This window comes from Pengzhenrongella frigida (assembly GCF_004168625.1).
Taxonomy (GTDB): Bacteria; Actinomycetota; Actinomycetes; order Actinomycetales; family Cellulomonadaceae; genus Pengzhenrongella; species Pengzhenrongella frigida.
In genome coordinates this window covers 25,176-45,547 of record NZ_SDWW01000021.1, presented here as the reverse complement: position 1 = coordinate 45,547, position 20,372 = coordinate 25,176, and the positions used below count along the sequence as shown (strand labels likewise).

The following is a 20,372-nucleotide window of genomic DNA, read 5'->3' as shown; positions in this document are numbered from 1 at the left end:
TTCGTCATCGTCGAGGTCGCTCCCGCATGCTCTTGCAGAAGGTGGTCACGCCCGCGCTGACCGAGGCATATCTGGTCGGCGGGCACGACCGGGTCGCCGGCTACGTCGTGCGCACGACCGACGTCGACCTCGCGACCCGCCCGCCGCAGCTGATCGCCGCGCACGGCCTGACCGATCCGCGGTTCCCGTTCCGGGCCGACGCGCCCTGGCTCGACGTGCTGCGCTTCGAGGCCTCACCGCAGTTCCAGTACCTCCCGGGCGACGCCGACACGCTGGTGCCGCAGTGGTGGTTGCGCCACTCGCGCCTGACCCCCGGGGCCGAGCTCCTGCGCATGTTCGACGACGGCTCCTGCGCGCTGCTCGCCCGGTACGGCGACGTCGGCACCGGGTGGGACGTGAGCCACACCACCGGCCCCCGGGCCAGCATCGCCCCGCTGTCCCGGTGCGTCGGCCCCGTCGCCCTGTGGCACGGCAGCTACGTGGACGCCGACCTCGTCGACGACGGCCGGTCCGTGGTCCTCGCCCTCGACAGCCCGCCGCTCAAGGAGACCGGGTTCACCCCGACCGAGAACGGCCGCTGGCGACGGGTCGTCCCGCGCCACGAGGTCGACGAGCTGTTCGAGCTCGACGTGGTCGCGTCGTGGCACGGCCTCGAGGTCCGGATGGTGGACCAGTGGATGGACGGCCGGCGCGACGTGATCGCGCGGATCTCGGCGCTCTCCGATGACGGCCAGCTCGCCGAACAGCTGTCGATGCCCTGCGTCGAGCCCGGCCTCTACGAGTCGGTGGTCCCGGCAGCGGAGCTGGACGACCTCGTCGCGCGCCGGCTGGTCTTGGACGTCGAGACGATGGTCGGCCCGGAGCTCGACTGATCAACGGCGGTCGGCACGGGTCGCGCCGGCACGGGCGGCGCCGGTGCAGGGCTCGGCGGAGCCGGAAGGCTGGGCACCGGGATCGCAGCAAGCTCATCGAGCGCCGCCGCGAACGCGCCGTCGTCCCCGGCCAGGGCGGCCGCCCGGGCCCGCACCGTGGGGTCGTGCAGCAGCGTGCGGGTGCGGCGCCGCAGGGCGCGCACCGCTCGGCCGACGATCTCCGGCTCGGCGCTCGCGCGCAGCCGTGCGGCCTCGGCCTCGAGCGGACCCAGCACGCGACGCCGTTGCACCACGACCTCCGCGTCCCGCTCCAGCGCCCGGTGCACCGCCTCGAAGGTCTCGGTCGCGTCGGCCACGAGCCGGCGTGCGCGCTCGACCGGCTCGGCGTACCCCACCGGGGCCTGGTCCCGGACCGTGGCGAGGTCGATCAGGCGCACACCGGGCAGCGCGCCGACCGCCGGGTCGACGTCGTGCCGCAGGGCCAGGTCCACGATCACGCGCGGGTGCTCGCTCGTCGCCCGGGCCCGCGCCACCGAGGCCGCGTCGATCACGCCGCCGACCGCGCCGCTGCACGCGACCACGAGGTCGGCCGCGGTCAGGGCCTGCTCCAGCCCGTCGTCGGGGATGGCCACGGCGCCCCGGTCGTGCGCGAAGCCCGGCGCCCGGCCGGACGGCGAGAACACCCGGATGTCGCGGCAGCCGCGCCGGTGCAGCGCGGCGACGCTCGCGCCGGCGTACGACCCCGTGCCGATCAGCACCACCGCGGTGTGCGCCCAGGCCGGCAGGTCGGCCTCGGCCAGGTCGAGCGCCACGCCGACGACCGACCGGCCGGCCGCGCCGAGCCCGGTCCGGGCCCCGACGTCGCGCGAGGTGCGCGCGGCGGTCTGGAACAGGCGCTCGAGCCCCGAGGACGTCGTCCCGGCGGCCCGAGCGGTCGACAGCGACCGGCGGACCTGGCCCGAGATCTCGCGCTCGCCGACGACCATCGAGTCGAGCCCGGCGGCCACCGAGAAGAGGTGGGCGGGCACCTCGCGGCCACGGAGCACCCGCAGGCTGGCCGCGACGTCGTCGGCCGCGAGACCCGAGGCGGTGGCGATGACCGAGGTCGCCGCCGCGATCACCGCGCGCGGGTCCTGCCCCGGGCGCAGCTCGAGGTAGACCTCGAACCGGTTGCACGTGGCGAGCACGAGCGCCCCCCGCGGCCCGGCCGGGCCGGCGTCCTTCGAGGTCGACGACGTCGGGGCAGCACCCATCGCCGCGACGGTCTGGCCCACCGACTGCGCTCCGGCCGAGAGCCGTTCGAGCAGATCGAGGTCGAGGTCACGGTGACTGGCGATCAATGACATCAGCACCACAGCACCCGCAATATTAACCAACCTCGACAATGGTGGGCACAATTGCCCGGTGACCCTCCCCCTGACGCATCCGCTCCGCGACGGTCGTACCGCCGATTCCGCCGTCGTCCGCGCATTTTCCGGTGACCGGCCGGACCGGCTCCCCGTGTGGTTCATGCGCCAGGCCGGCCGCTCCCTGCCCGAGTACCGCGCCGCACGCGAGGGCACGGCGATGCTCGAGGCCTGCCTGCGCCCGGAGCTGTCGAGCGAGCTCACGCTCCAGCCCGTGCGGCGGCACGGGGTCGACGCCGCCATCTTCTTCAGCGACATCGTCATCCCGCTGCGGCTGGCCGGGGTCGACGTCGACATCGTGCCCGGCGTCGGCCCCGTGCTGGGCGCCCCGGTGCGCACGGCCGACGACGTCGCGCGGCTGGCCCAGACCGGTCCGCTCACCCGCGAGGCGCTCGCGCCGATCACGGCCGGGGTCGGCCTCACGGTCGCCGAGCTCGGCGCGACACCGCTGATCGGCTTCGCCGGGGCGCCGTTCACGCTCGCCGCGTACCTCGTCGAGGGCGGGCCGTCGCGCGACCACCTGGCCGCGCGCACCCTCATGCACGCGGACCCGTCCACCTGGTTCGCCCTGACCGAGTGGGCCGCCGACGTGACCGGCGCGTTCCTGCGGGCCCAGGTGCTCGCGGGGGCGAGCGCCGTGCAGCTGTTCGACTCGTGGGCCGGCTCGCTCTCCCGGGCCGACTACCTCGCGCACGCCGCGCCGGCGAGCGCCCGGGCGCTCGCGCACGTCGCGGACCTGGATGTCAAGATCGTCCATTTCGGCACCGGGACCGAGCACCTGCTCACCGCGATGCGCGACGTCGGGGCCGACGTCGTCGGCGTGGACTACCGGACCCCGCTCGACCGGGCGAACGAGCTGCTCGGCGGCACCGTGCCACTGCAGGGCAATCTCGACCCCGCGATGCTCGCCGCGCCCTGGCCAGTGCTCGAGGCGCACGTGCGCGACGTCGTCGCACGCGGGGCCAAGGCCCCGTCGCACGTGCTCAACCTCGGCCACGGGGTGCCGCCCACGACCGATCCGGCGGTGCTCACGCGGATCGTCGAGCTGGTCCACGGGTGGGGCAGCTGACGTGAACCAGGTCGGGCGCGCCGACGCGACGGTGGACGCGATCGTCGTCGGGGGCGGCATCGCCGGACTCGTCGCCGCGCGCGAGCTGGCGCTCCGCGGGCTGCGCACCGTCGTGCTCGAGGCGTGGGTCGCGCCCGGCGGGGCGGTCGGTCGGCACACCGTGGCGGGGCTGGAGCTGGACGCCGGCGCGGACTCGTTCGCGACCCGGGACGGGATCGTCGCGGCCCTGGCGACCGAGCTCGGGCTCGGCGCCACGATCGAGGCGCCGACCGGCCGGGGAGCGTGGGTCCAGCTGCCGACCGGCGCGGGCACGCTGCCGCGGACCGGCATCCTCGGCATCCCGGCGCACCCGTGGGCCCGCGACGTCCGGGGCACGATCGGGCTGCTCGGCGCCCTGCGCGCGACCGCCGACCGCCGGCTCCCGGCCGGGTACGGCACGCTGACCAGCGAAGGGACCCCCGCGAGCCTCGGCGCACTCGTCGGCGCCCGGATGGGCCACCGCGTCCTGGACCGGCTCGTGACGCCCATCGTCAGCGGGGTGCACGCCGCCGACCCGAACGAGCTCGACCTGGACACGGTCGCACCCGGCCTGCGCCTGGCCCTCGCCGCGCACGGGTCGCTCGGCGCGGCCGTCGCCTCGATCCGGGCCTCGGCACCGGCCGGGTCCGCGGTGGCCGGGCTGACCGGCGGTCTGCACGGGATCATCGACGCCCTGGCCACCGACGTCGTGGCCCGGGGTGGCCGGATCGAGACCCGGGCCCGGGTGACGGCGATCGCGCGGAGCGGATCGGCGGTCGACCCCGACCCCGCGGCGACCGGAGTGGACCGATGGGTCGTCACCGTGGCCGGCGTGCCGGCCCGCTCGGGGTCGGCCGCGGTCGCGGAGCGGGCACTGCACGCCCCGCTGCTCGTGCTCGCCCTGCCCGGACCCGCCGCCGCGGATCTGCTCGGGCCGCTCGTCCCCGCGCTGGCGCAGGTCCGCCCGGAGACCGGGGCCGACGTCGTGCTCGCGACCCTGGTGCTGGACGCGCCCGCGCTGGACGCCGCCCCGCGCGGCACCGGCGTGCTGGTCGCGCCCGGGGTCGCCGGGGTCCGGGCCAAGGCCCTGACGCACGCGACCGCGAAGTGGGCCTGGCTCGCCGCTGTGGCGGGTCCCGGTCGGCACGTCGTGCGGCTGTCGTACGGGCAGCCGGCGGGGCCCCCCGGCACCGATCCCGCGACGCCCGACATCGCGGGCCTGAGCCTCGCCGAGCTCACCACCGTGGCGCTGCGGGACGCCTCGACCCTGCTCGGGGTCGATCTCGACGAGTCCCAGGTGCTGCAGGCCGCCCGGGTGCGCTGGTCGCAGTCGCTCCCCAAGCCGAGCCCTGCCCACCGGGCCGCCGTCGCCGCCGCCCGCGCGGGCGCCGCCACGCTGCCCGGCCTCGCCGTGTGCGGGTCGTGGGTCGCGGGCAACGGCCTCGCGGCGGTCGTGGCCCAGGCCCGGACCGCCGCGGCCGCGCTCCCCGTCCCCGTCGAGCCGACCCGGGGATGAATGATCCTGACAATTCGTCAGGAAATCGCTCTCGGCATTGTTCGCGGGGCTCCGCCCGGCCTTGATCGTGACGTACGCAACAACTTTGTCGAACGACCTGACACATAGTCATATCAAAGAAGGCCGGTGCGCAGCATTTCGACATCACCAGGCGAAACGCGCAGACTGAGGCCCATGTCTTCCCTCGCGCGGCCAGTCGTCACGGTGGGCACCCGGGCCAGCGCACTCGCCCTGACCCAGACCCAGATGGTCGCCGACCAGCTCGCCGCCGGAACGGATCTGGCCGTCGAGCTGGTCCGGATCACCACCGAAGGTGACCGCCTCACCGGCTCGCTGGTGAATCTCGGGGGCACCGGCGTGTTCGTGACCGCGCTGCGCGACGCCCTGCTCGACGGGCGCTGCGACGTGGCGGTGCACTCCCTCAAGGACCTGCCGACCGCGCACGCCCCCGGGCTCGTGATCGCCGCCGTCCCGCTGCGCCAGGACCCGCGCGACGCGCTCTGCGCCCGCGACGGACTCACCCTCGCCGACCTGCCCCCCGGGGCCCGGGTCGGCACCGGCTCGCCCCGGCGCGCGGCCCAGCTGCTCCTGGCCCGGCCCGACCTGGTCGTCGTGGAGATCCGCGGCAACGTCGACACCCGGCTGCACCGGGTCGCCCCCGGGGACCTGGACGCCGTCGTGCTCGCCGCCGCGGGCCTGGCCCGCCTGGGCCGCCTCGACGCGGTCAGCGAGCTGCTCGACCCGGCCGTGATGTCCCCGGCCCCCGGCCAGGGCGCCCTCGCGGTCGAGGCCCGGGCGGCCGACGTCGCCGACGCCGGCTCCCCCCTCGCTCTCGCCCTCGCGGCCCTGGACCACGCCCCGACCCGCCTCGCCGTCACCGCGGAGCGCGCCCTGCTTGCCCGGCTCGAGGCCGGCTGCGCCGCGCCGGTCGGCACGCACGCCCGCCTCGACGGGCACAGCCTGGCGCTCGACGCCGTCGTCTGCCGCCCGGACGGCACCGCCGCGCTCCGCCGCACCCTCACCACGCCCCTGCACGCGGAGTCGGACCCGGCGCGAGCCGGGGCCCATGCCGCCGCCGACCCCTCGGGTGAGCAGGAGCGGCTGCGGGCGGCGGCCCGGCTCGGCACCGACCTGGCCGACCTGCTCCTGGCCGACGGCGCGGGCGAGCTCGCCGACCTCGGCCCGGCCCGATGAGCGACCTCACGGACGTCACCGCGCCCGACGCCGGAGCCCTGGCCGAGGTCGAGACCGGCGGCGGCCCGCTCGCCGGGCTGCGGGTGCTCGTGCCACGGTCGGCCGATCGCGCCGGCCCGCTGCTCGACGCGCTGCGCCGCGCGGGCGCCGACCCCGTCGCCGCCCCCTTGGTCACCATCGCCCGACCGATCGATCCGGCCCCCATGGACGACGCCGCCGCGCGGCTGGCCGCCGGCGGCTACGACTGGGTCGCGGTGACCAGCGGGTTCACGGTCGACAGCCTCGAGGCGGCCGCGCTGCGCGCCGGGCACACGCTGGCCGACCTCCTGGCCGCGGGTCGCCTGGCCAATCCCGGCAGCACGCGGGTCGCCGCGGTCGGGGACGCGACCGCCGCAGCTCTGGCCCGCGCCCAGGTCCCCGCCGACTTCGTCCCGGTAGCCCTGCAGTCCGCCCGCGGCATGCTGGCCGAGTGGCCGTCGACCCGGCTGGGCGCCACCGTGCTGCTGCCGCAGAGCGACCTGGCCGAGCCGACGCTCTCGGACGGGCTGGCCGCGCGCGGGTGGGAGCCGGTGACGGTCGTGTCGTACACCAACCGCCCCGCCCCGTCCCTGCCGCCCGAGCTCGTCGCCGACCTGGCCGCCGGCCGCGTCGGCGCCGTCGTGCTCACCTCGGGAAGCGTGGCCCGACGCCTGGTCCAGCAGGTCGCCCTGCCGGCAACGACCCTCGTGTGCTCGATCGGCCCGCGCACCGCCGAGGTCGCGGCCGATCTCGGCCTGCCTGTGGGGGTCGTCGCCGACCGTCCGGTGCCCGACGCCGTCGTGGCCGCCCTGGTCGCGGCCGTCACCCCGGGGCAGCCGACGCCGCCGTCGGGCACTGGGCCGGCGACGACCCTGCCGGCAGCAACACTGCCGACCGCAGCACTGCCGACCGCGCTCGCCCCGTCGGCACCGCCCCCACGCACCGCGCCCCCGCCCGCCCCGAGCCCCGCACCGCGTTCCCACCCCGCACCAGAACCAGATCCCCAGGTGAACCCCGTGATCCCTGACCGCCGCAACCGTCCCCGCCGTCTGCGCACGACCGCCGCGGTCCGGCGCATGGTCTCCGAGACGCGCCTCCGCCCGGCGGACCTCGTGCTGCCGCTGTTCATCAAGGAGGGCCTCACCGCCCCGCACCCCATCGCGTCGATGCCCGGCGTCGTCCAGCACACCCGGGCGAGCCTGCGCACCGCCGTCGAGCAGGCGGCCGACGCCGGGCTGGCCGGCGTCATGCTGTTCGGGGTGCCGCTCGTGCGGGACGCCACCGGCACGGGCGCGACGGACCCGCACGGCATCCTCAACCTCGCCATCGCGGACGCGGTCGCCGCCGCCGACGGGCGCCTCGTGGTGATGGCCGACCTGTGCCTCGACGAGTTCACCGACCACGGCCACTGCGGCGTGCTGCGGCCAGGCCCCGACGGCGAGGTGGTCGTCGACAACGACGCCACGCTCGACCGGTACGCGGAGATGGCCGTCGTCCAGGCTCGCGCGGGCGCCCACCTCGTCGCGCCGAGCGGAATGATGGACCACCAGATCGCGCGGGTGCGCGACGCGCTGGACGAGGCCGGCTTCACCGACGTGCTCGTGCTCGCCTACGCGGCGAAGTACGCCTCCGCGTTCTACGGCCCGTTCCGTGACGCGGTCGAGTCGACGCTCGAGGGTGACCGCCGGACCTACCAGATGGACCCGGGCAACCGGCGCGAGGCGGCCCGTGAGGTCGCCGCCGACGTCGCCGAGGGCGCCGACCTCGTCATGGTCAAGCCCGCCCTGCCGTACCTCGACGTCCTGGCCGACGTCGCCGCGACCAGCCCCGTGCCGGTGGCGGCCTACCAGGTCTCCGGCGAGTACGCGATGATCGAGGCCGCCGCGGCGAACGGGTGGATCGATCGTCGTCGGGCCATCGAGGAGTCCGTCCTGAGCATCCGGCGTGCGGGCGCCGAGCTGATCCTCACCTACTGGGCCACCGAGCTCGCCGGCTGGCTGACCGAACCGACCGGGAGCACCCGATGACCGAGAAGACCGCCACCCTGCCCGACGCCGCCCCCCGCTCGGCCGAGCTATTCACGCGCGCCCGGGCCGCGCTGCCCGGGGGCGTGAACTCACCGGTGCGCGGGTACGGCTCCGTCGGCGGCACGCCGCGGTTCCTCGTGTCCGCACGCGGGCCGTACGTCACCGACGCCGACGGGCGCGAGTACGTCGACCTGGTCTGCTCGTGGGGCCCGATGATCCTCGGCCACGCGCACCCCGCCGTCGTCGAGGCCGTGCAGCAGGCCGCCGCGCGCGGGCTGTCGTTCGGTGCGCCGACCCCCGGCGAGACCGACCTGGCCGAGGAGATCCTGCGCCGGGTGCCCGCGGCCGACCGCGTCCGGCTCGTGTCGACCGGCACGGAGGCGACCATGACGGCCGTGCGCCTGGCGCGCGGCGCCACCGGCCGCGACCTGATCGTGAAGTTCGCCGGCTGCTACCACGGGCACGTCGACTCGCTGCTCGCGCAGGCCGGCTCGGGCGTCGCCACCCTCGCGCTGCCGGGGTCCGCCGGGGTCACCGCCGCCACCGCCGCCGAGACGATCGTCCTGCCGTACAACGACCTCGCCGCCGTCGAGGCGGTGTTCGCCGAGCGGGGGGACCAGATCGCGGCCGTGATCATCGAGGCCTCCCCCGCGAACATGGGCGTCGTACCGCCGCTGCCCGGGTTCAACGCCGGGCTGTCCCGGATCGCGCGCGCGCACGGTGCGCTGCTCATCCAGGACGAGGTGCTCACCGGGTTCCGGGTCGGCCCGTCGGGCTGGTGGGGCCTGGAAGGCTCCGTCGAGGGCTGGGCACCCGACCTGTTCACCTTCGGCAAGGTCGTCGGCGGCGGGCTGCCGGTCGCGGCGATCGCCGGTCCGGCCGCCCTGATGGAGCGGCTCGCCCCGCTGGGTCCCGTCTACCAGGCGGGCACCCTGTCGGGGAACCCGGTCGCCACCGCGGCGGGCCTGGCCACGCTCCGTGCCGCCGACGCCGGCGTCTACGCCCGGATGGACGACGTCGCGCTGCAGCTGGGTGAGGCGGTCTCAGCGGCGCTGGCGGCGGAGGGGGTCGCGCACCGCATCCAGCGCGCGGGCAACCTGTTCAGCGTCTTCTTCGGGGACGACGCCGCCCGCGTCGGGGTGCCCGACTTCGCGGCCGCGCAGGCCCAGGACGTGTTCCGGCACGCACCGTTCTTCCACGCGATGCTCGCCGGCGGGGTCAACCTGCCGCCGTCGGTCTTCGAGGCGTGGTTCGTCTCGGCCGCGCACGACGACGCCGCGCTCGACCGGGTGCTCTCGGCCCTGCCGGCCGCGGCCCGCGCGGCTGCTGCCGCTCGACCGGCCTGACTGCGTCCCGACATGCCGGACCAGCGGGTGATCGACGTGGTGGCTCTCGACGGCTGCACGCGGGCCGAGGTCCTCGAGCTCGCCGGCGCGCTGGCTGCGGCGGCTGGTCGTGAGGCCGCGACCGCCATGCACCCGGTGCTGGCCGCGCTCGCCCGCGCCGCGACGGCCGATCCCGGCGAGCGGGGCCCCGAGCCGGTGCCGACGGTGGGGGGCGACGGCGTCGTCGTCGGCTCCGCCGAGGTGCGCGAGCTGCGGGTCGAGGCAACCCCCGGGACCGGGCTCAGCGGCCTGGTTCGCACCGCGCACAGCGGACTCCTGCTGGGCCGACGGGTGCTGGTCGGCAGCTCGGCCTGGCTGGCAGCCGAGGGCGCGCGTCCGGCCGACACCATGCTCGCGAGCGCTCTTGCCGCCGCCGAGGCGACGGGCACGCCCGCGGTCCTGCTGGCCTGGAACGGCACGCCCCGCGCGGTCCTGACCCTTCGCGGCTGATCCTGGCCGCTGCGGCTACGTGAGCCGCTTGGTCATCAGCAGCGACACGGTGTCGTAGCCGAGCGACTCGTACAGCGAGCGCGCGGCGGTGTTGAAGCCGAAGACCTTCAGGCCCAGCGAGCGTGCCCCACGCCGGACGGCCTCGGCCTCGGCGAGCTCGACGGCGGCCCGCCCGAGACCACGACCCCGGTGCCGATCGTCGATCGCGATGTCCCACAGCCACCAGTCCTGCGGGTCGCCGCTCGTCTGCGGCCCGATCCACACGTAGCCCACCGGTTCGTCGTCGGCGAGCACGTCGAAGACGTGGTGCCCCGGGGCCGGGACACCGCCCGGGAAGTACTCCTCGAAGGACTGGCTGGCCGCCACGTCCGCCTGCTCGGGGGACTTGCCCGCGCGGATCAGGTCGCCGTGGTACTCCCTCTCCCCCGCCTCGAACCAGGGTCGCAGCCGGGCTCCGCTCATGGGCGCAAGGATGATCGGCACACGCCAGGTTCTCACGTCGTCGCGCTAGTGCCCGGGGGTGACGTCCGATCGGCGTCGGCGATGAGACGCAGCACCAGGGCCAGAGGCGGCCAGCTCTTCTGCCCGAGCGTGGTGACCGCGAACGCGCGCAGGACGACCGCGGGGTCCCGCAGCGGGAGCAGCGCGACACCGGGGAGGGCCGGGCCCGCGGCCGGCAGCAGGCCGACGCCGAGACCGGCCACGATGATGTCCTGAACGAGCTCGAGGCTGTCCGCGCGGTGCGCGATCGTGGGCGTGAAGCCGGCCATCGAGGAGACGGTGCGGATGACCTCCTCGTCGGTGGTCTCGCGCGAGTTGACGACCCAGTCGCTGGCGCGGAAGTGGCGGAAGACCGCCAGGGCGTCGCCGGTGGGGAGGTCGCCGGAGGCCGGCACGGCGAGGCTCCAGCCGGCGTGCCACAGGGGCGTGGTCACCAGGGCGGGGTCGAGCACCTGCGGGGCGAGGTTGTAGTCGTAGGTCAGGCTCAGGTCGACGACGTCGTCGTGCAGGAGACTGAGCGCTTCGGTCGGTTCGTGCTCGAAGATGTGCAGTCGCACCCGGGGGTGGTCGGCGAGCAGGGCTCGCGCGACCGGCAGCAAGGATCTGCGGGCCGCGGTGGCGAACGCGGCCACCCGCACGTCGCCCGCCGGTTCGGCGGCCGGGTCGAGATCGGAGCGGGCCGCCTCGATCGCGCCGAGAATCGCGACGGCATGCGCGGCGAGCCGTCTGCCGGCGGGGGTGAGCCGCACCCGACGCCCCGCCGGCTCGATCAGCCGGACGCCCGCCTCGGTGGACAGGACCGCCAGCTGCTGCGAGACGGTCGACGTCGCGACTCCCACCGCGTCGGCCACCTCCCGCATCGAACCTCGGCGGGACAGTTCGAGCAGCAGACGCAACCGGCGGGGATCCATGGGCCCATCATTCACCAATGCCGATCTGTACGTTCGAAATCGACTAGTGGACATGGACGATCCGACCTGGGTTTACTCGGGGCATGACGACGACCCTGCGCCGGCCCGTTCGCTCCCCCGCCCGGGTGGGGACCGGAATGGCCATCACCTCGATGCTGTGCGTCCAGCTCGGGCTCGCCGCGTCGGTCGGGATGCTGGACGAGCTCGGCCCGGCGGGGGTCGCCTGGCTGCGGCTCGGGTGGGCGGGCGTCATCCTGCTCCTCGTCGTGCGACCGCGATGGGGCTCGATGACCCGCCGCGGCCTGCAGGCGAGCGTCCTGCTCGGGATCGCGACCGCGGGCGTGACGATGCTGTTCATGGCGGCGGTCGCCCGGCTGCCGCTCGGGACGGCCAGCGCGCTCGAGTTCCTCGGCCCGCTCGGCGTGGCCGTTGCGCACAGCACCGGGCTGCGCAAGCTGGTCTGGCCCGCGCTGGCCGGCGTCGGCGTGCTGCTGATGACCGAGCCGTGGCACGGCTCGGTCGATCTGATCGGCATCGGCTTCGCCCTCGGGGCGGCGCTGTGCTGGGCGGCCTACATCCTGCTGACCCAGCGGGTGGGAGACGAGGTCTCCGGACTGCAGGGGTTGGCCGTCTCGATGCCCGTGGCGGCCCTCGTCGCGACGGTGTTCGCCGCGCCGAGCACCGCCGGGTCGCTGACCTGGCCCCTGGTGGCGTGGGGGCTCGGGCTGGCGATCCTGCTGCCGACCATCCCGTTCACGCTCGAGCTGCTCGCGCTGCGCCGGCTCACCACGGCCGCCTTCGGCACGCTCATGAGCCTGGAACCGGCCATCGCCCTGCTGATCGGGCTGGTCTTCCTGCATCAGCAGCCGACCCTGGCGCCCGTGGTCGGCATCGCCTTCGTCGTGGCCGCCGGGATCGGCGCCGAGCGCAGCGGCGGCCGTCTCGAGCACGGCCTCGCCGGCTCCTAGCCGACGGGTCGTGCGGCGTCCCCACCCACACATTTGAATTGTTGGATGATTTGTTAGACGGACAAACTATACTCCTCATGTGTCGCGGGTTTTACCGGCCGGTTCTCGGTTGACTCTTTCTAGGGGAGAACTAGACTCCACCCGCACGAATGCTTTGGTTGAAAAATTCTCTAGCCAGAACATCAAGAACCGGGCGCGGACGGATGATGACCGTGGGTGACGTCACAGTTGATCTGTCCCGGCATGAATCCGCCCGGCTGCCCTGACAGTAAGGACATTGCTGTGGCTATTCCTGTGCGGATTGACCTGTGATTCTCGCGGCAGGTGACTCGCTGCGCCTCGACGCGCACGTCATCGACTACGCGATGGTCGCCATCTACTTCGTGTTCGTCATGCTCATCGGGTACGCCGCCAAGCGGCAGGTATCGACGAGCATGGACTTCTTCCTGTCCGGGCGGTCGTTGCCCGCCTGGGTGACCGGCCTCGCCTTCATCTCGGCCAACCTCGGTGCGGTCGAGATCATCGGCATGTCGGCCAACGGGGCGCAGTACGGCCTGCCGACGATGCACTACTTCTGGATCGGCGCCGTGCCGGCCATGCTGTTCCTCGGCGTGGTGATGATGCCGTTCTACTACGGCTCCAAGGTGCGCAGCGTGCCGGAGTTCATGCGTCGCCGGTTCGGGACCGGCGCGCACCTCGTCAACGCGCTCAGCTTCGCCGTCGCGCAGGTGCTCATCGCCGGCGTCAACCTGTACCTGCTCGCGACCGTGGTCAACGTGCTGCTCGGCTGGCCGCTGTGGCTCGCCGTGCTGGCCGCGGCCGCCATCGTGCTCACCTACATCACGCTCGGGGGCCTGTCCGCCGCGATCTACAACGAGGTCCTGCAGTTCTTCGTGATCGTCGCCGGGCTGCTGCCCCTCACCCTGATCGGCCTGTACAAGGTCGGCGGCTGGGAGGGACTGACCGCGAAGGTCTCCGACCCCGCGCAGATGTCGTCCTGGCCGGGCACCGAGCTCACCGGGTTCGACAACCCGGTGCTGTCGGTGATCGGGATCGTGTTCGGCCTCGGCTTCGTGCTCAGCTTCGGCTACTGGACGACGAACTTCGTCGAGGTCCAGCGCGCGCTCGCCTCCAAGTCCATCTCCGCGGCGCGCTCGACGCCGATCATCGGCGCGTTCCCCAAGATGTTCATCCCGTTCATCGTCGTCGTGCCCGGCATGCTGTGCGCCGTCCTGGTGCCGAAGATGGCCGCCTACAAGCTGGACCCGAGCACCCCCGGGGTCACCTACAACGACGCCCTGCTGCTGCTCATGAAAGACATCCTTCCCAATGGCCTGCTCGGCGTCGCCATCACCGGCCTCCTCGCCGCATTCATGGCCGGAATGGCCGCGAACATCTCGGCTTTCAACACGGTGTTCACCTATGACCTGTGGGAGCAGTACGTCAAGAAGGAACGGTCGGACGACTACTACCTGAAGATCGGCCGGTACGCCACGGTGGGCGCCACGGTGGCGGCGGTCGGTACAGCATTCATCGCCTCCGGGTACAGCAACCTGATGGACTACCTGCAGACATTGTTCAGCCTGTTCAACGCACCGTTGTTCGCCACCTTCATCCTCGGGATGTTCTGGAAGCGGATGACGGCGACCGCCGGTTGGGTCGGGCTCGTCGCCGGGACCGGCTCGGCGATGGTGGTGTTCGGGCTGGACACGGTCGGCGTCATCACGCTGCCCGGTCAGGGCCTGAGCTTCGTCGCCGCCGGGGTCGCCTTCGTGGTCGACATCCTGCTCAGCATCCTGGTCTCGCTGGGCGGGACCCCGAAGCCGACCGCCGAGCTCGTGGGCCTGGTCTACTCCGAGACCCCGAAGGAGATGCTGACCGACGCCGATTCGCAGCGGCTGCCGTGGTACCGCCAGCCGGTGAAGATGGCCGGCCTCGGCCTGGTCCTGGTCATCGCCCTCAACATCGTCTTCCTCTAGGAACGAAGGTCCACATGAGCACCACACCGAAGTCCGCGGGTCAGCACTCCGCGGGCGCCTTCGACATCCGCAACATCATCGGCATCGTCATCGGGACGTACGGCGTGATCCTGCTGGCGATGGGCGCGTTCTTCTCCTCGCCGGAGCAGCTCGAGAAGTCCGGCGGCCTGCATGCGAACCTCATCGCCGGGTTCGTCATGGTCGTCGTGGCCGCCGTGTTCTTCACCTGGTCGCACCTGCGCCCGATCGAGGTCCCGGTCACCCCTGCCCCGAAGGAGCAGGCGACCACCGAGTGACCCACCGCGGGGGCCGCCGGGCTTAGGTTGTGCCCATGGTCGACGAGCCCGCAGCCCCCGCGGCCACCACCAGCGCGACGCCGCCCCGCGGCGCCACCACGGGAACAGCGCCGCCCCCGAGCCCGGCCGCCGTCCGACGGCGGCTGGGCGCCGAGGTCTGGATCGTGCTCGGCCTCTCGCTCGGCCGGTCCGGCGTCTACGCCCTGGTCAACATCGTCGCGCGCCTGACCGAGGGCGCGCCGCTGGCGGACCAGTCGACCACGCTCAACCCGAGCCGGTCCCCGCGCCCCTACCTGGACCTCACCTACCAGCTGTTGAGCATCGGCTTCGCGCTCGTGCCGGTGGCGCTCGCGCTGTACCTGCTCTCCGCGAACGGGCGCAGCGCGGTGCGCCGCATCGGCCTGGACGGCACCCGCCCCGGCCGGGACCTCGGCATCGGCATGGGACTGGCCGCGGCGATCGGGATCCCGGGCCTGGCGCTGTACGCCGTCGGCCGCGCGGTCGGCTGGACGGTCGAGGTGCAGGCCTCGGCGCTCAACTCCGTGTGGTGGACCGTCCCGGTGCTGATCCTCGCGGCGCTGCAGAACGCGCTGGTCGAAGAGGTGATCGCCGTCGGCTACCTGATGGAGCGGCTGCGCGAGCTGCGCTGGTCCCCCGTCGTGATCGTGCTCACCAGCGCACTGCTGCGCGGGTCGTACCACCTCTACCAGGGCATCGGCCCGTTCATCGGGAACGCCGTGATGGGCGTCGTGTTCGCCGAGTACTACCGACGCAGACGGCGCGTGATGCCGCTCGTCATCGCGCACACCGTCCTCGACATCGTCGCGTTCGTCGGCTATGCGCTGATTCCGGCCGAATGGCGCACCGCCCTCGGGCTGAGTTAGGTCCCGCGGCGACGGGTGGGTTGACCTGCTCGCGGGCGGTCACCGACCTAGACTCGCCCCCATGTCCGTGCCGCTCACCCCTGCCCGACGCGGTCTCGCGCCGGGGCCGCGGCTCGGGCCGTCGCACGGCGTGCAGATCATCGACACCCCGACCGCGCGCGTGCATCACCCCAGCGACCTGCTCGGGCTCGTCCTGTCCGCGCTGAGCGTCGCCGGTGTGATGCTGCTCGCCGTGTACGCGCACGCCACGACCGCCGGCGTCGCGGAAGACGTCCAGACCTTCAACTCCCTGCTGGGCCAGCTGCTCGTGTTCCCCGTGGCCGTGCTCGAGGGCCTCATCACGATCATCGCCCCGGTCGCCGTGATCGCCGAGCTCGCCGCCCGGCGGCTCGGGCGACAGATCCTCGAGGTCATCGCCGCCGGCCTCATCGCCCTGCTGCTGTGCGGCCTGACGTACTGGGCCGTCCAGTCCTTCGGCTCCGACGACCTCGTGCGCGGGCTGTCCGTGTACCGCCGCGGCGAGTGGCTGCTGTCGATCCCGGCCTCGCTCGCCACGCTCGCCGGCGTGCTCACCACGGCCGGGTCCCGGGCCCGACGTCGCACCGTGGCCTGGTCGTGGAACCTGCTGTGGTTCACCCTCGGCACCGTGCTGATCACCGGCCAGGTCTCCCTCCCGGGCGCTGCGGTGGCCCTGCTGATCGGCCGGGTCGCCGGCCTGGGCGTGCGGTACCTCTCGGGCGTCCAGTCCGAGCGCGCCTACGGCTCCGCCCTGGTCGACGGCATCCGGCGCGCGGGCTTCGCCCCGGTGCGCCTGGTCCGGGTCGGCCCCGACGACGCACCCCTCCCCACGACGACCGACCCCGACGGCCCGCTCAAGCCCCGCGCCGCGGCGCTGGCGATGGCGCGCAACTCGGACAACCGGGTCTACGAGCTGACCACGGCCGAGGACGAGCACCGGTGCGTCGTCGTGCTCGACGGCGACCGGCAGGTCGTGGGCGCGCTGTCGCGGCTGTGGCGGTCGCTGCGGCTTCGCGGCATCGAGGGCCGCTCGTTCGTCTCGCTGCGCCAGGCGGCCGAACGTGCCGCGCTCCTCGAGTACGCCGTGGCCGCCGCCGGGGTCCGCACCCCGCAGCTGCTCGCGGTGGCCGAGGCCGAGGACTCGATGCTGCTGGTCCAGGGCCATCCGGGCGAGGCGGTCCCCCTGCGCGACCTGCCCTCGGAGCGGTTGACCGATGAGCTGCTGCAGGGGATCTGGGCCCAGCTAGGCCTCGCGCACGACGCCGGGATCGCGCACCGGGCCCTGACCTCGGACACCGTGCTGGTCGAGCACCTGCTGGACCAGCCGTTGGTCTGGCTGACCGGCTGGGAGTCGGGTGACGTGGCGTCCTCCGAGCTCGCCCGCCGGATGGACCTGACGCAGATGGTCGCCCTGCTCGCGGTCCGGGTCGGCTCGACCCGGGCGCTGGAGTCCGCGACCGCCGTCCTGCCGGTTGAGGACATCGCCGCCATCGGGCCGCTGCTGCAGACGGTGGCGCTCCCCCGGCGCACCCGCGAGGAGATGCGCGAGCACAAGGAGGTCCTGGCCGAGCTGCGCTCCGCCCTCGTCGAGCACCTCCCGGCGGCCGACGTCGAGCCCGAACAGCTCGTGCGGTTCGGGGCGCGCACCATCCTCACCGTGCTGCTGCCGATCGCCGCGGTGATCATCGTGGTCACCCGGGTCAACGTCGAACAGATCGGGGTGGCGCTGGCGACCAGCGACTGGCGCTGGAGCGTTGTCGCGTTCCTGCTCGGCCTGGTCACCTTCGTCGGCGCCGCCCTCGCGTTCGTCTCGTTCTCCCCGGTCAAGCTCGGGCTGTGGCGCGCGACGCTCGTCCAGGCGGTCGGGGCGTTCGTCGCGCTGGCGGCACCGGCGGGGATCGGTCCGGCCGCGCTCAACCTGCGCATGCTCACCCGCCGCGGGGTGAGCGCGTCGCTCGCCGTGGCCACGGTCGCCCTCGTGCAGGTCTCGCAGTTCCTGGTGACGATCGCCCTGGTGCTGATCTTGTCGATCGCGTCCGGCCGCAACGACGCCGCCCGGTTCACCCCCAGCACGGCGATGCTGATCGCGATCGGCGTGATCGCCGGCCTGGTCGCGGCCTCCTTGCTCGTCCCGGCGGTGCGCGGGTGGGTCGTCCAGCACACCATGCCGACCCTGCGCCAGATCTGGCCCCGCCTGATCGAGGTCGTCGGCCAGCCCGGCAAGGTCGCGCTCGCGATCGGCGGGAACATCGTCATGACGATGGGCTACGTGCTCGCGTTCGACGCGTGCCTGGCCGCGTTCGGCCAGGAGCTCACCCTCGTCCAGGTCGCGCTCGTCTACCTCGTCGGCAACGCCGCCGGAGCGGCTGTCCCCACCCCCGGCGGTATCGGCACGGTCGAGCTGGCCCTGATCGGTGGCCTCACCGCGACCGGGATCAACCCCGGTGTCGCGGCGTCGGTGGCGATCCTGTTCCGCGTCCTGACCTACTGGCTGCGCATCCCGATCGGCTGGATCGCGATGCGCTACCTGCAGCGCAAGGGCGAGATGTAGCCGTCCGTCAGGTCGACCGTCGACGTTCCACGACGAGCGCCAGCACGGCGAACACGATCGCGCCGATCTCTGCCGCGGCCGAGAGCAGCTGGGGCGTCCCGCTCCAGGTCTCGTGCACCCCGAAGAACCCGCCCGGCGTGGTCGACACGACGAACGCGGCCAGCGTCCCGGCACCGAACGCGATCGAACCGAGCAACGGCAGCGGGCTGTACCAGGCGAGCACGAAGACGGCGAGCACGATCCCGCCGACCGCGTTGACGAGGAACGCGGGCCCCACGACGTCGACGGCGCTCATCCCGTCCGCCCACAGGAACAGGTGCGCGACGGCCGAGAGCAGCACCGACGCCGCCGTGAGCGCGCGCAGCAGGTGGGCCAGGCTCCCCGGGCCGATGCGGGGACGCTCGGGGGGACGCGGTGGCTGCGACATCAGGCCCGGACCTCACCGTTCTCGACCGTGACCGCGACCGCGGGCAGCGGGGTCTTTGCCGGGCCGGACACGTTCGCGCCGTCGGCCGCGGTGAAGACCGACCCGTGGCAGGGGCACACCAGCTCGGCACCGTCGGGTGCGACCGTGCAGCCTTGGTGGGTGCACACCGCGGACAGCCCGACGACGGTGCCGGCCGTCGGCTGCGACAGGATGATCGGCTTGCCGTCGGCGCCGGTCGCCGAGATCGCCCCACCGACCGGGATGTCGGCGACCATCGCCAGCACGCCGTCGGGCAGGTCGCCACCAGACGTCCCGCCCGAGGCGGCAGGTGTCTGCGCGCTGTCGGCACCGCAGGCCGCGAGCACTCCCACGGCGGCGACGCCGAGCGTGGCCGCGCCGACCCCGCGCAGCACGGCCCGGCGGCTGAGTCCGGCGTCGGCCGAGCCTCGCGAAGCCGGTGGTTCGGCGCAGCTCCGGGAGCCTGCGCAGGTCCCCGCGCAGGCGGTGGTGCCGGTGTGATGGTGCACGTCGAGCTCCCTCATGGTGCCTCTCCCCGCTCGTCGCCGGTGTCGTGCAACCCGCTGTCCCCGCGCCCGCGCTCGCGTGGGCGAGGGTCGAGAGAATCAACCTAGGTCACCCGGGTCCAAAACGGGGGCCGGAAAGCATAGGGTCGGGCCCGTGACCCCTCTCAAGTGGCCCGCGAACCAGCCCACCCTCGCGGCCGACGGCCTGATCCTGCGGCCCTGGCGCGAGACCGACGCCGACGCCGTCTTCGCCGCCTGCCAAGATCCCGAGATCGTGCGCTGGACGACCATCCCGTTCCCGTACGAGCTCAAGCATGCCGAGAGCTACGTCGGACCGATGAGCGCGGATGCGTGGACCCACAAGACCGCGGTCAACTTCGCCGTCACCGACCCGGCCGGGACCCTGGTGGGATCCTTCGGGCTCGTCCGAATGGCACCGCTGCAGTCCGTCGCGGAGGTCGGCTACTGGGTCGCGCCCGACGCCCGACGCCGGGGGGTTGCGGTTCGCGCCGCCGCGGCGGTCACCGAGTGGGCGCTGCGCGACGTCGGCTTCGCGCGCGTCGAGCTGCTCGCGGCAGAGGGCAACGCCGGGTCACGTCGGGTCGCCGAGCGGATCGGCTTCCTGCAGGAGGGCCTGCTGCGCAGCGCCGCTCCCGGCCGCAACCACGAGCGCATCGACCTGGTGATCTACAGCAAGCTCGCGACGGACTGAGCCGGGCGCCTCGGCGCTGCGTTCCCCTACGGTGAAGGTGTCGTCTGCCGATCCGAAGGAGCAAGCCCATGCGCACCGTCACCGCCCACCTCTTCCACTCCGTCGACGGCGTGGTGGAGTCGCCCAACCTCTGGCAGTTCGACCAGTTCGACGACGAGCTCGGCCAGGCGATGGGTGCCGCGATCGCGAAGGTCGGCACCGTGCTGCTCGGCCGGGTGAGCTATCAGGAGTGGGCTTCGTACTGGCCGAACGCGGCCGACGACGACCCGTTCGCGGCGTTCATCAACCCCGTGGAGAAGCTGGTCGTCTCCCGCACGCTGACGGGCGACCTGGAGTGGCAGAACGCCCGACTCCTGGAGGGCGACCTCCTCACGACGATCGCGGCGATGCGGAACGACGACGGCGGGGACATCGCCGTGAACGGCAGCATCTCCGTGGTGCGACAGCTGCTCTTCGCCGGCCTCCTCGACGCACTGACCCTCACCACGCACCCCGTGGTCGCGGGATCCGGTCGGCGGCTCTTCGAGCCGGGCGACCCCCAGACCCGCCTGACCCTGCTCGACTCGAGCACGACGAGCAAAGGCAACACCATCGCCGTCTACGGCCCGCGCCGCTGACCCATCGGCAACACAAAGGTCGAAATCGT

At 73.7% G+C, this 20,372-nt stretch carries 19 protein-coding genes and 1 pseudogene; 15 read left to right on the top strand and 5 right to left on the bottom strand.

Translation table 11 applies throughout. The features are described 5' to 3' along the window. Nucleotides 1–26 precede the first annotated feature (26 nt). Nucleotides 27–872: a hypothetical protein gene (locus tag EUA98_RS10130; RefSeq protein WP_130102565.1), complete on the top strand. Its 846-nt coding sequence runs from the start codon at nt 27–29 to the stop codon at nt 870–872. Here EUA98_RS10130 and EUA98_RS10125 read toward each other — a convergent pair. Next, the gene (locus EUA98_RS10125; protein ID WP_130102586.1) at nt 776–2,218 is read right to left on the bottom strand and encodes a glutamyl-tRNA reductase; all 1,443 of its coding nucleotides are present in this window, start codon (nt 2,216–2,218) and stop codon (nt 776–778) included. The two genes, EUA98_RS10130 and EUA98_RS10125, sit on opposite strands and share 97 nt — an antisense overlap. Nucleotides 2,219–2,276: 58 nt before the next feature. Between EUA98_RS10125 and hemE the strand changes: the two genes are divergently transcribed. The 7 genes and pseudogenes from hemE (at nt 2,277) to EUA98_RS10095 (ending at nt 9,955) form a co-directional block, all read left to right on the top strand. Beyond that, nucleotides 2,277–3,347: a uroporphyrinogen decarboxylase gene (gene hemE, locus EUA98_RS10120; RefSeq protein ID WP_130102564.1), complete on the top strand. Its 1,071-nt coding sequence runs from the start codon at nt 2,277–2,279 to the stop codon at nt 3,345–3,347. Nucleotide 3,348: 1 nt separating this feature from the next. Beyond that, nucleotides 3,349–4,881, top strand: coding sequence for a protoporphyrinogen/coproporphyrinogen oxidase (locus EUA98_RS10115; RefSeq protein WP_130102563.1), 1,533 nt, complete (start codon nt 3,349–3,351; stop codon nt 4,879–4,881). 174 nt (nt 4,882–5,055) lie between these two features. Beyond that, the gene (hemC, locus tag EUA98_RS10110; RefSeq protein WP_130102562.1) at nt 5,056–6,075 is read left to right on the top strand and encodes a hydroxymethylbilane synthase; all 1,020 of its coding nucleotides are present in this window, start codon (nt 5,056–5,058) and stop codon (nt 6,073–6,075) included. Next, nucleotides 6,072–6,884, top strand: a pseudogene (locus EUA98_RS20270) (uroporphyrinogen-III synthase); the annotation flags it as partial. The gene hemC and the pseudogene EUA98_RS20270, both read left to right, overlap by 4 nt. Before the next feature lie 228 nt (nt 6,885–7,112). Further along, entirely contained in the window at nt 7,113–8,120 is a 1,008-nt protein-coding gene (gene hemB / locus EUA98_RS20265; protein ID WP_305038285.1) for a porphobilinogen synthase, read from the top strand. Further along, nucleotides 8,117–9,466, top strand: a complete 1,350-nt coding sequence (gene hemL / locus EUA98_RS10100; protein WP_130102560.1) for a glutamate-1-semialdehyde 2,1-aminomutase — start codon at nt 8,117–8,119, stop codon at nt 9,464–9,466. Before hemB ends, hemL begins: the two co-directional genes overlap by 4 nt. A 12-nt stretch (nt 9,467–9,478) precedes the next feature. Then, entirely contained in the window at nt 9,479–9,955 is a 477-nt protein-coding gene (locus tag EUA98_RS10095; RefSeq protein WP_130102559.1) for a hypothetical protein, read from the top strand. A 15-nt stretch (nt 9,956–9,970) separates the two neighbouring features. On the opposite strand, the gene EUA98_RS10090 is transcribed toward EUA98_RS10095, so the two are convergent. After that, on the bottom strand, nt 9,971–10,417 hold the full coding sequence (locus EUA98_RS10090) for a GNAT family N-acetyltransferase (protein WP_130102558.1): 447 nt from the start codon (nt 10,415–10,417) through the stop codon (nt 9,971–9,973). Nucleotides 10,418–10,449: 32 nt separating this feature from the next. Then, nucleotides 10,450–11,367, bottom strand: coding sequence for a LysR family transcriptional regulator (locus EUA98_RS10085; RefSeq protein ID WP_130102557.1), 918 nt, complete (start codon nt 11,365–11,367; stop codon nt 10,450–10,452). An 83-nt stretch (nt 11,368–11,450) separates the two neighbouring features. On the opposite strand from EUA98_RS10085, the gene EUA98_RS10080 reads away from it, so the two are divergent. The 5 genes from EUA98_RS10080 (at nt 11,451) to EUA98_RS10060 (ending at nt 18,063) form a co-directional block, all read left to right on the top strand. Beyond that, on the top strand, nt 11,451–12,335 hold the full coding sequence (locus EUA98_RS10080) for an EamA family transporter (RefSeq protein WP_242511382.1): 885 nt from the start codon (nt 11,451–11,453) through the stop codon (nt 12,333–12,335). 365 nt (nt 12,336–12,700) lie between these two features. After that, nucleotides 12,701–14,314 (top strand): sodium:solute symporter family protein, encoded by a 1,614-nt coding sequence (locus EUA98_RS10075; RefSeq protein ID WP_130102584.1) that lies wholly within the window; start codon nt 12,701–12,703, stop codon nt 14,312–14,314. A gap of 14 nt (nt 14,315–14,328) precedes the next feature. After that, nucleotides 14,329–14,610, top strand: coding sequence for a hypothetical protein (locus EUA98_RS10070; protein ID WP_130102556.1), 282 nt, complete (start codon nt 14,329–14,331; stop codon nt 14,608–14,610). 35 nt (nt 14,611–14,645) lie between these two features. Continuing rightward, nucleotides 14,646–15,494 carry a CPBP family intramembrane glutamic endopeptidase gene (locus EUA98_RS10065; protein WP_130102555.1) on the top strand — a complete coding sequence of 283 codons (849 nt, stop codon included), beginning with the start codon at nt 14,646–14,648 and terminating at the stop codon, nt 15,492–15,494. A gap of 61 nt (nt 15,495–15,555) precedes the next feature. Next, nucleotides 15,556–18,063: a flippase-like domain-containing protein gene (locus EUA98_RS10060; protein ID WP_130102554.1), complete on the top strand. Its 2,508-nt coding sequence runs from the start codon at nt 15,556–15,558 to the stop codon at nt 18,061–18,063. A 7-nt stretch (nt 18,064–18,070) separates the two neighbouring features. Here the strand turns inward: EUA98_RS10060 and EUA98_RS10055 are convergent, their stop codons facing one another. Together EUA98_RS10055 and EUA98_RS10050 are read right to left on the bottom strand one after the other, a co-directional pair. Beyond that, entirely contained in the window at nt 18,071–18,490 is a 420-nt protein-coding gene (locus EUA98_RS10055; RefSeq protein ID WP_130102553.1) for a hypothetical protein, read from the bottom strand. Further along, nucleotides 18,490–19,032: a Rieske (2Fe-2S) protein gene (locus tag EUA98_RS10050; protein WP_130102552.1), complete on the bottom strand. Its 543-nt coding sequence runs from the start codon at nt 19,030–19,032 to the stop codon at nt 18,490–18,492. Before EUA98_RS10050 ends, EUA98_RS10055 begins: the two co-directional genes overlap by 1 nt. A gap of 136 nt (nt 19,033–19,168) precedes the next feature. Here EUA98_RS10050 and EUA98_RS10045 point away from each other — a divergent pair, with 136 nt between their 5' ends. Both EUA98_RS10045 and EUA98_RS10040 read left to right on the top strand, forming a co-directional pair. After that, entirely contained in the window at nt 19,169–19,726 is a 558-nt protein-coding gene (locus EUA98_RS10045; protein WP_165372787.1) for a GNAT family N-acetyltransferase, read from the top strand. A gap of 68 nt (nt 19,727–19,794) precedes the next feature. Continuing rightward, a complete protein-coding gene (locus EUA98_RS10040) occupies nt 19,795–20,343 on the top strand; it encodes a dihydrofolate reductase family protein (protein ID WP_130102550.1) in 549 nt (182 codons plus the stop codon). Nucleotides 20,344–20,372: the final 29 nt, after the last annotated feature.

What these genes read in the sequence shown, in the direction of transcription:
- EUA98_RS10130 (WP_130102565.1), top strand. Translation starts at nt 27, where the DNA reads ATGCTCTTGCAGAAGGTGGTCACGCCCGCGCTGACCGAGGCATATCTG.
- EUA98_RS10125 (WP_130102586.1), bottom strand. Translation starts at nt 2,218, where the DNA reads ATGTCATTGATCGCCAGTCACCGTGACCTCGACCTCGATCTGCTCGAA.
- hemC (WP_130102562.1), top strand. Translation starts at nt 5,056, where the DNA reads ATGTCTTCCCTCGCGCGGCCAGTCGTCACGGTGGGCACCCGGGCCAGC.
- hemL (WP_130102560.1), top strand. Translation starts at nt 8,117, where the DNA reads ATGACCGAGAAGACCGCCACCCTGCCCGACGCCGCCCCCCGCTCGGCC.
- EUA98_RS10095 (WP_130102559.1), top strand. Translation starts at nt 9,479, where the DNA reads ATGCCGGACCAGCGGGTGATCGACGTGGTGGCTCTCGACGGCTGCACG.
- EUA98_RS10090 (WP_130102558.1), bottom strand. Translation starts at nt 10,417, where the DNA reads ATGAGCGGAGCCCGGCTGCGACCCTGGTTCGAGGCGGGGGAGAGGGAG.
- EUA98_RS10085 (WP_130102557.1), bottom strand. Translation starts at nt 11,367, where the DNA reads ATGGATCCCCGCCGGTTGCGTCTGCTGCTCGAACTGTCCCGCCGAGGT.
- EUA98_RS10080 (WP_242511382.1), top strand. Translation starts at nt 11,451, where the DNA reads ATGACGACGACCCTGCGCCGGCCCGTTCGCTCCCCCGCCCGGGTGGGG.
- EUA98_RS10075 (WP_130102584.1), top strand. Translation starts at nt 12,701, where the DNA reads ATGGTCGCCATCTACTTCGTGTTCGTCATGCTCATCGGGTACGCCGCC.
- EUA98_RS10070 (WP_130102556.1), top strand. Translation starts at nt 14,329, where the DNA reads ATGAGCACCACACCGAAGTCCGCGGGTCAGCACTCCGCGGGCGCCTTC.
- EUA98_RS10065 (WP_130102555.1), top strand. Translation starts at nt 14,646, where the DNA reads ATGGTCGACGAGCCCGCAGCCCCCGCGGCCACCACCAGCGCGACGCCG.
- EUA98_RS10060 (WP_130102554.1), top strand. Translation starts at nt 15,556, where the DNA reads ATGTCCGTGCCGCTCACCCCTGCCCGACGCGGTCTCGCGCCGGGGCCG.
- EUA98_RS10055 (WP_130102553.1), bottom strand. Translation starts at nt 18,490, where the DNA reads ATGTCGCAGCCACCGCGTCCCCCCGAGCGTCCCCGCATCGGCCCGGGG.
- EUA98_RS10050 (WP_130102552.1), bottom strand. Translation starts at nt 19,032, where the DNA reads ATGAGGGAGCTCGACGTGCACCATCACACCGGCACCACCGCCTGCGCG.
- EUA98_RS10040 (WP_130102550.1), top strand. Translation starts at nt 19,795, where the DNA reads ATGCGCACCGTCACCGCCCACCTCTTCCACTCCGTCGACGGCGTGGTG.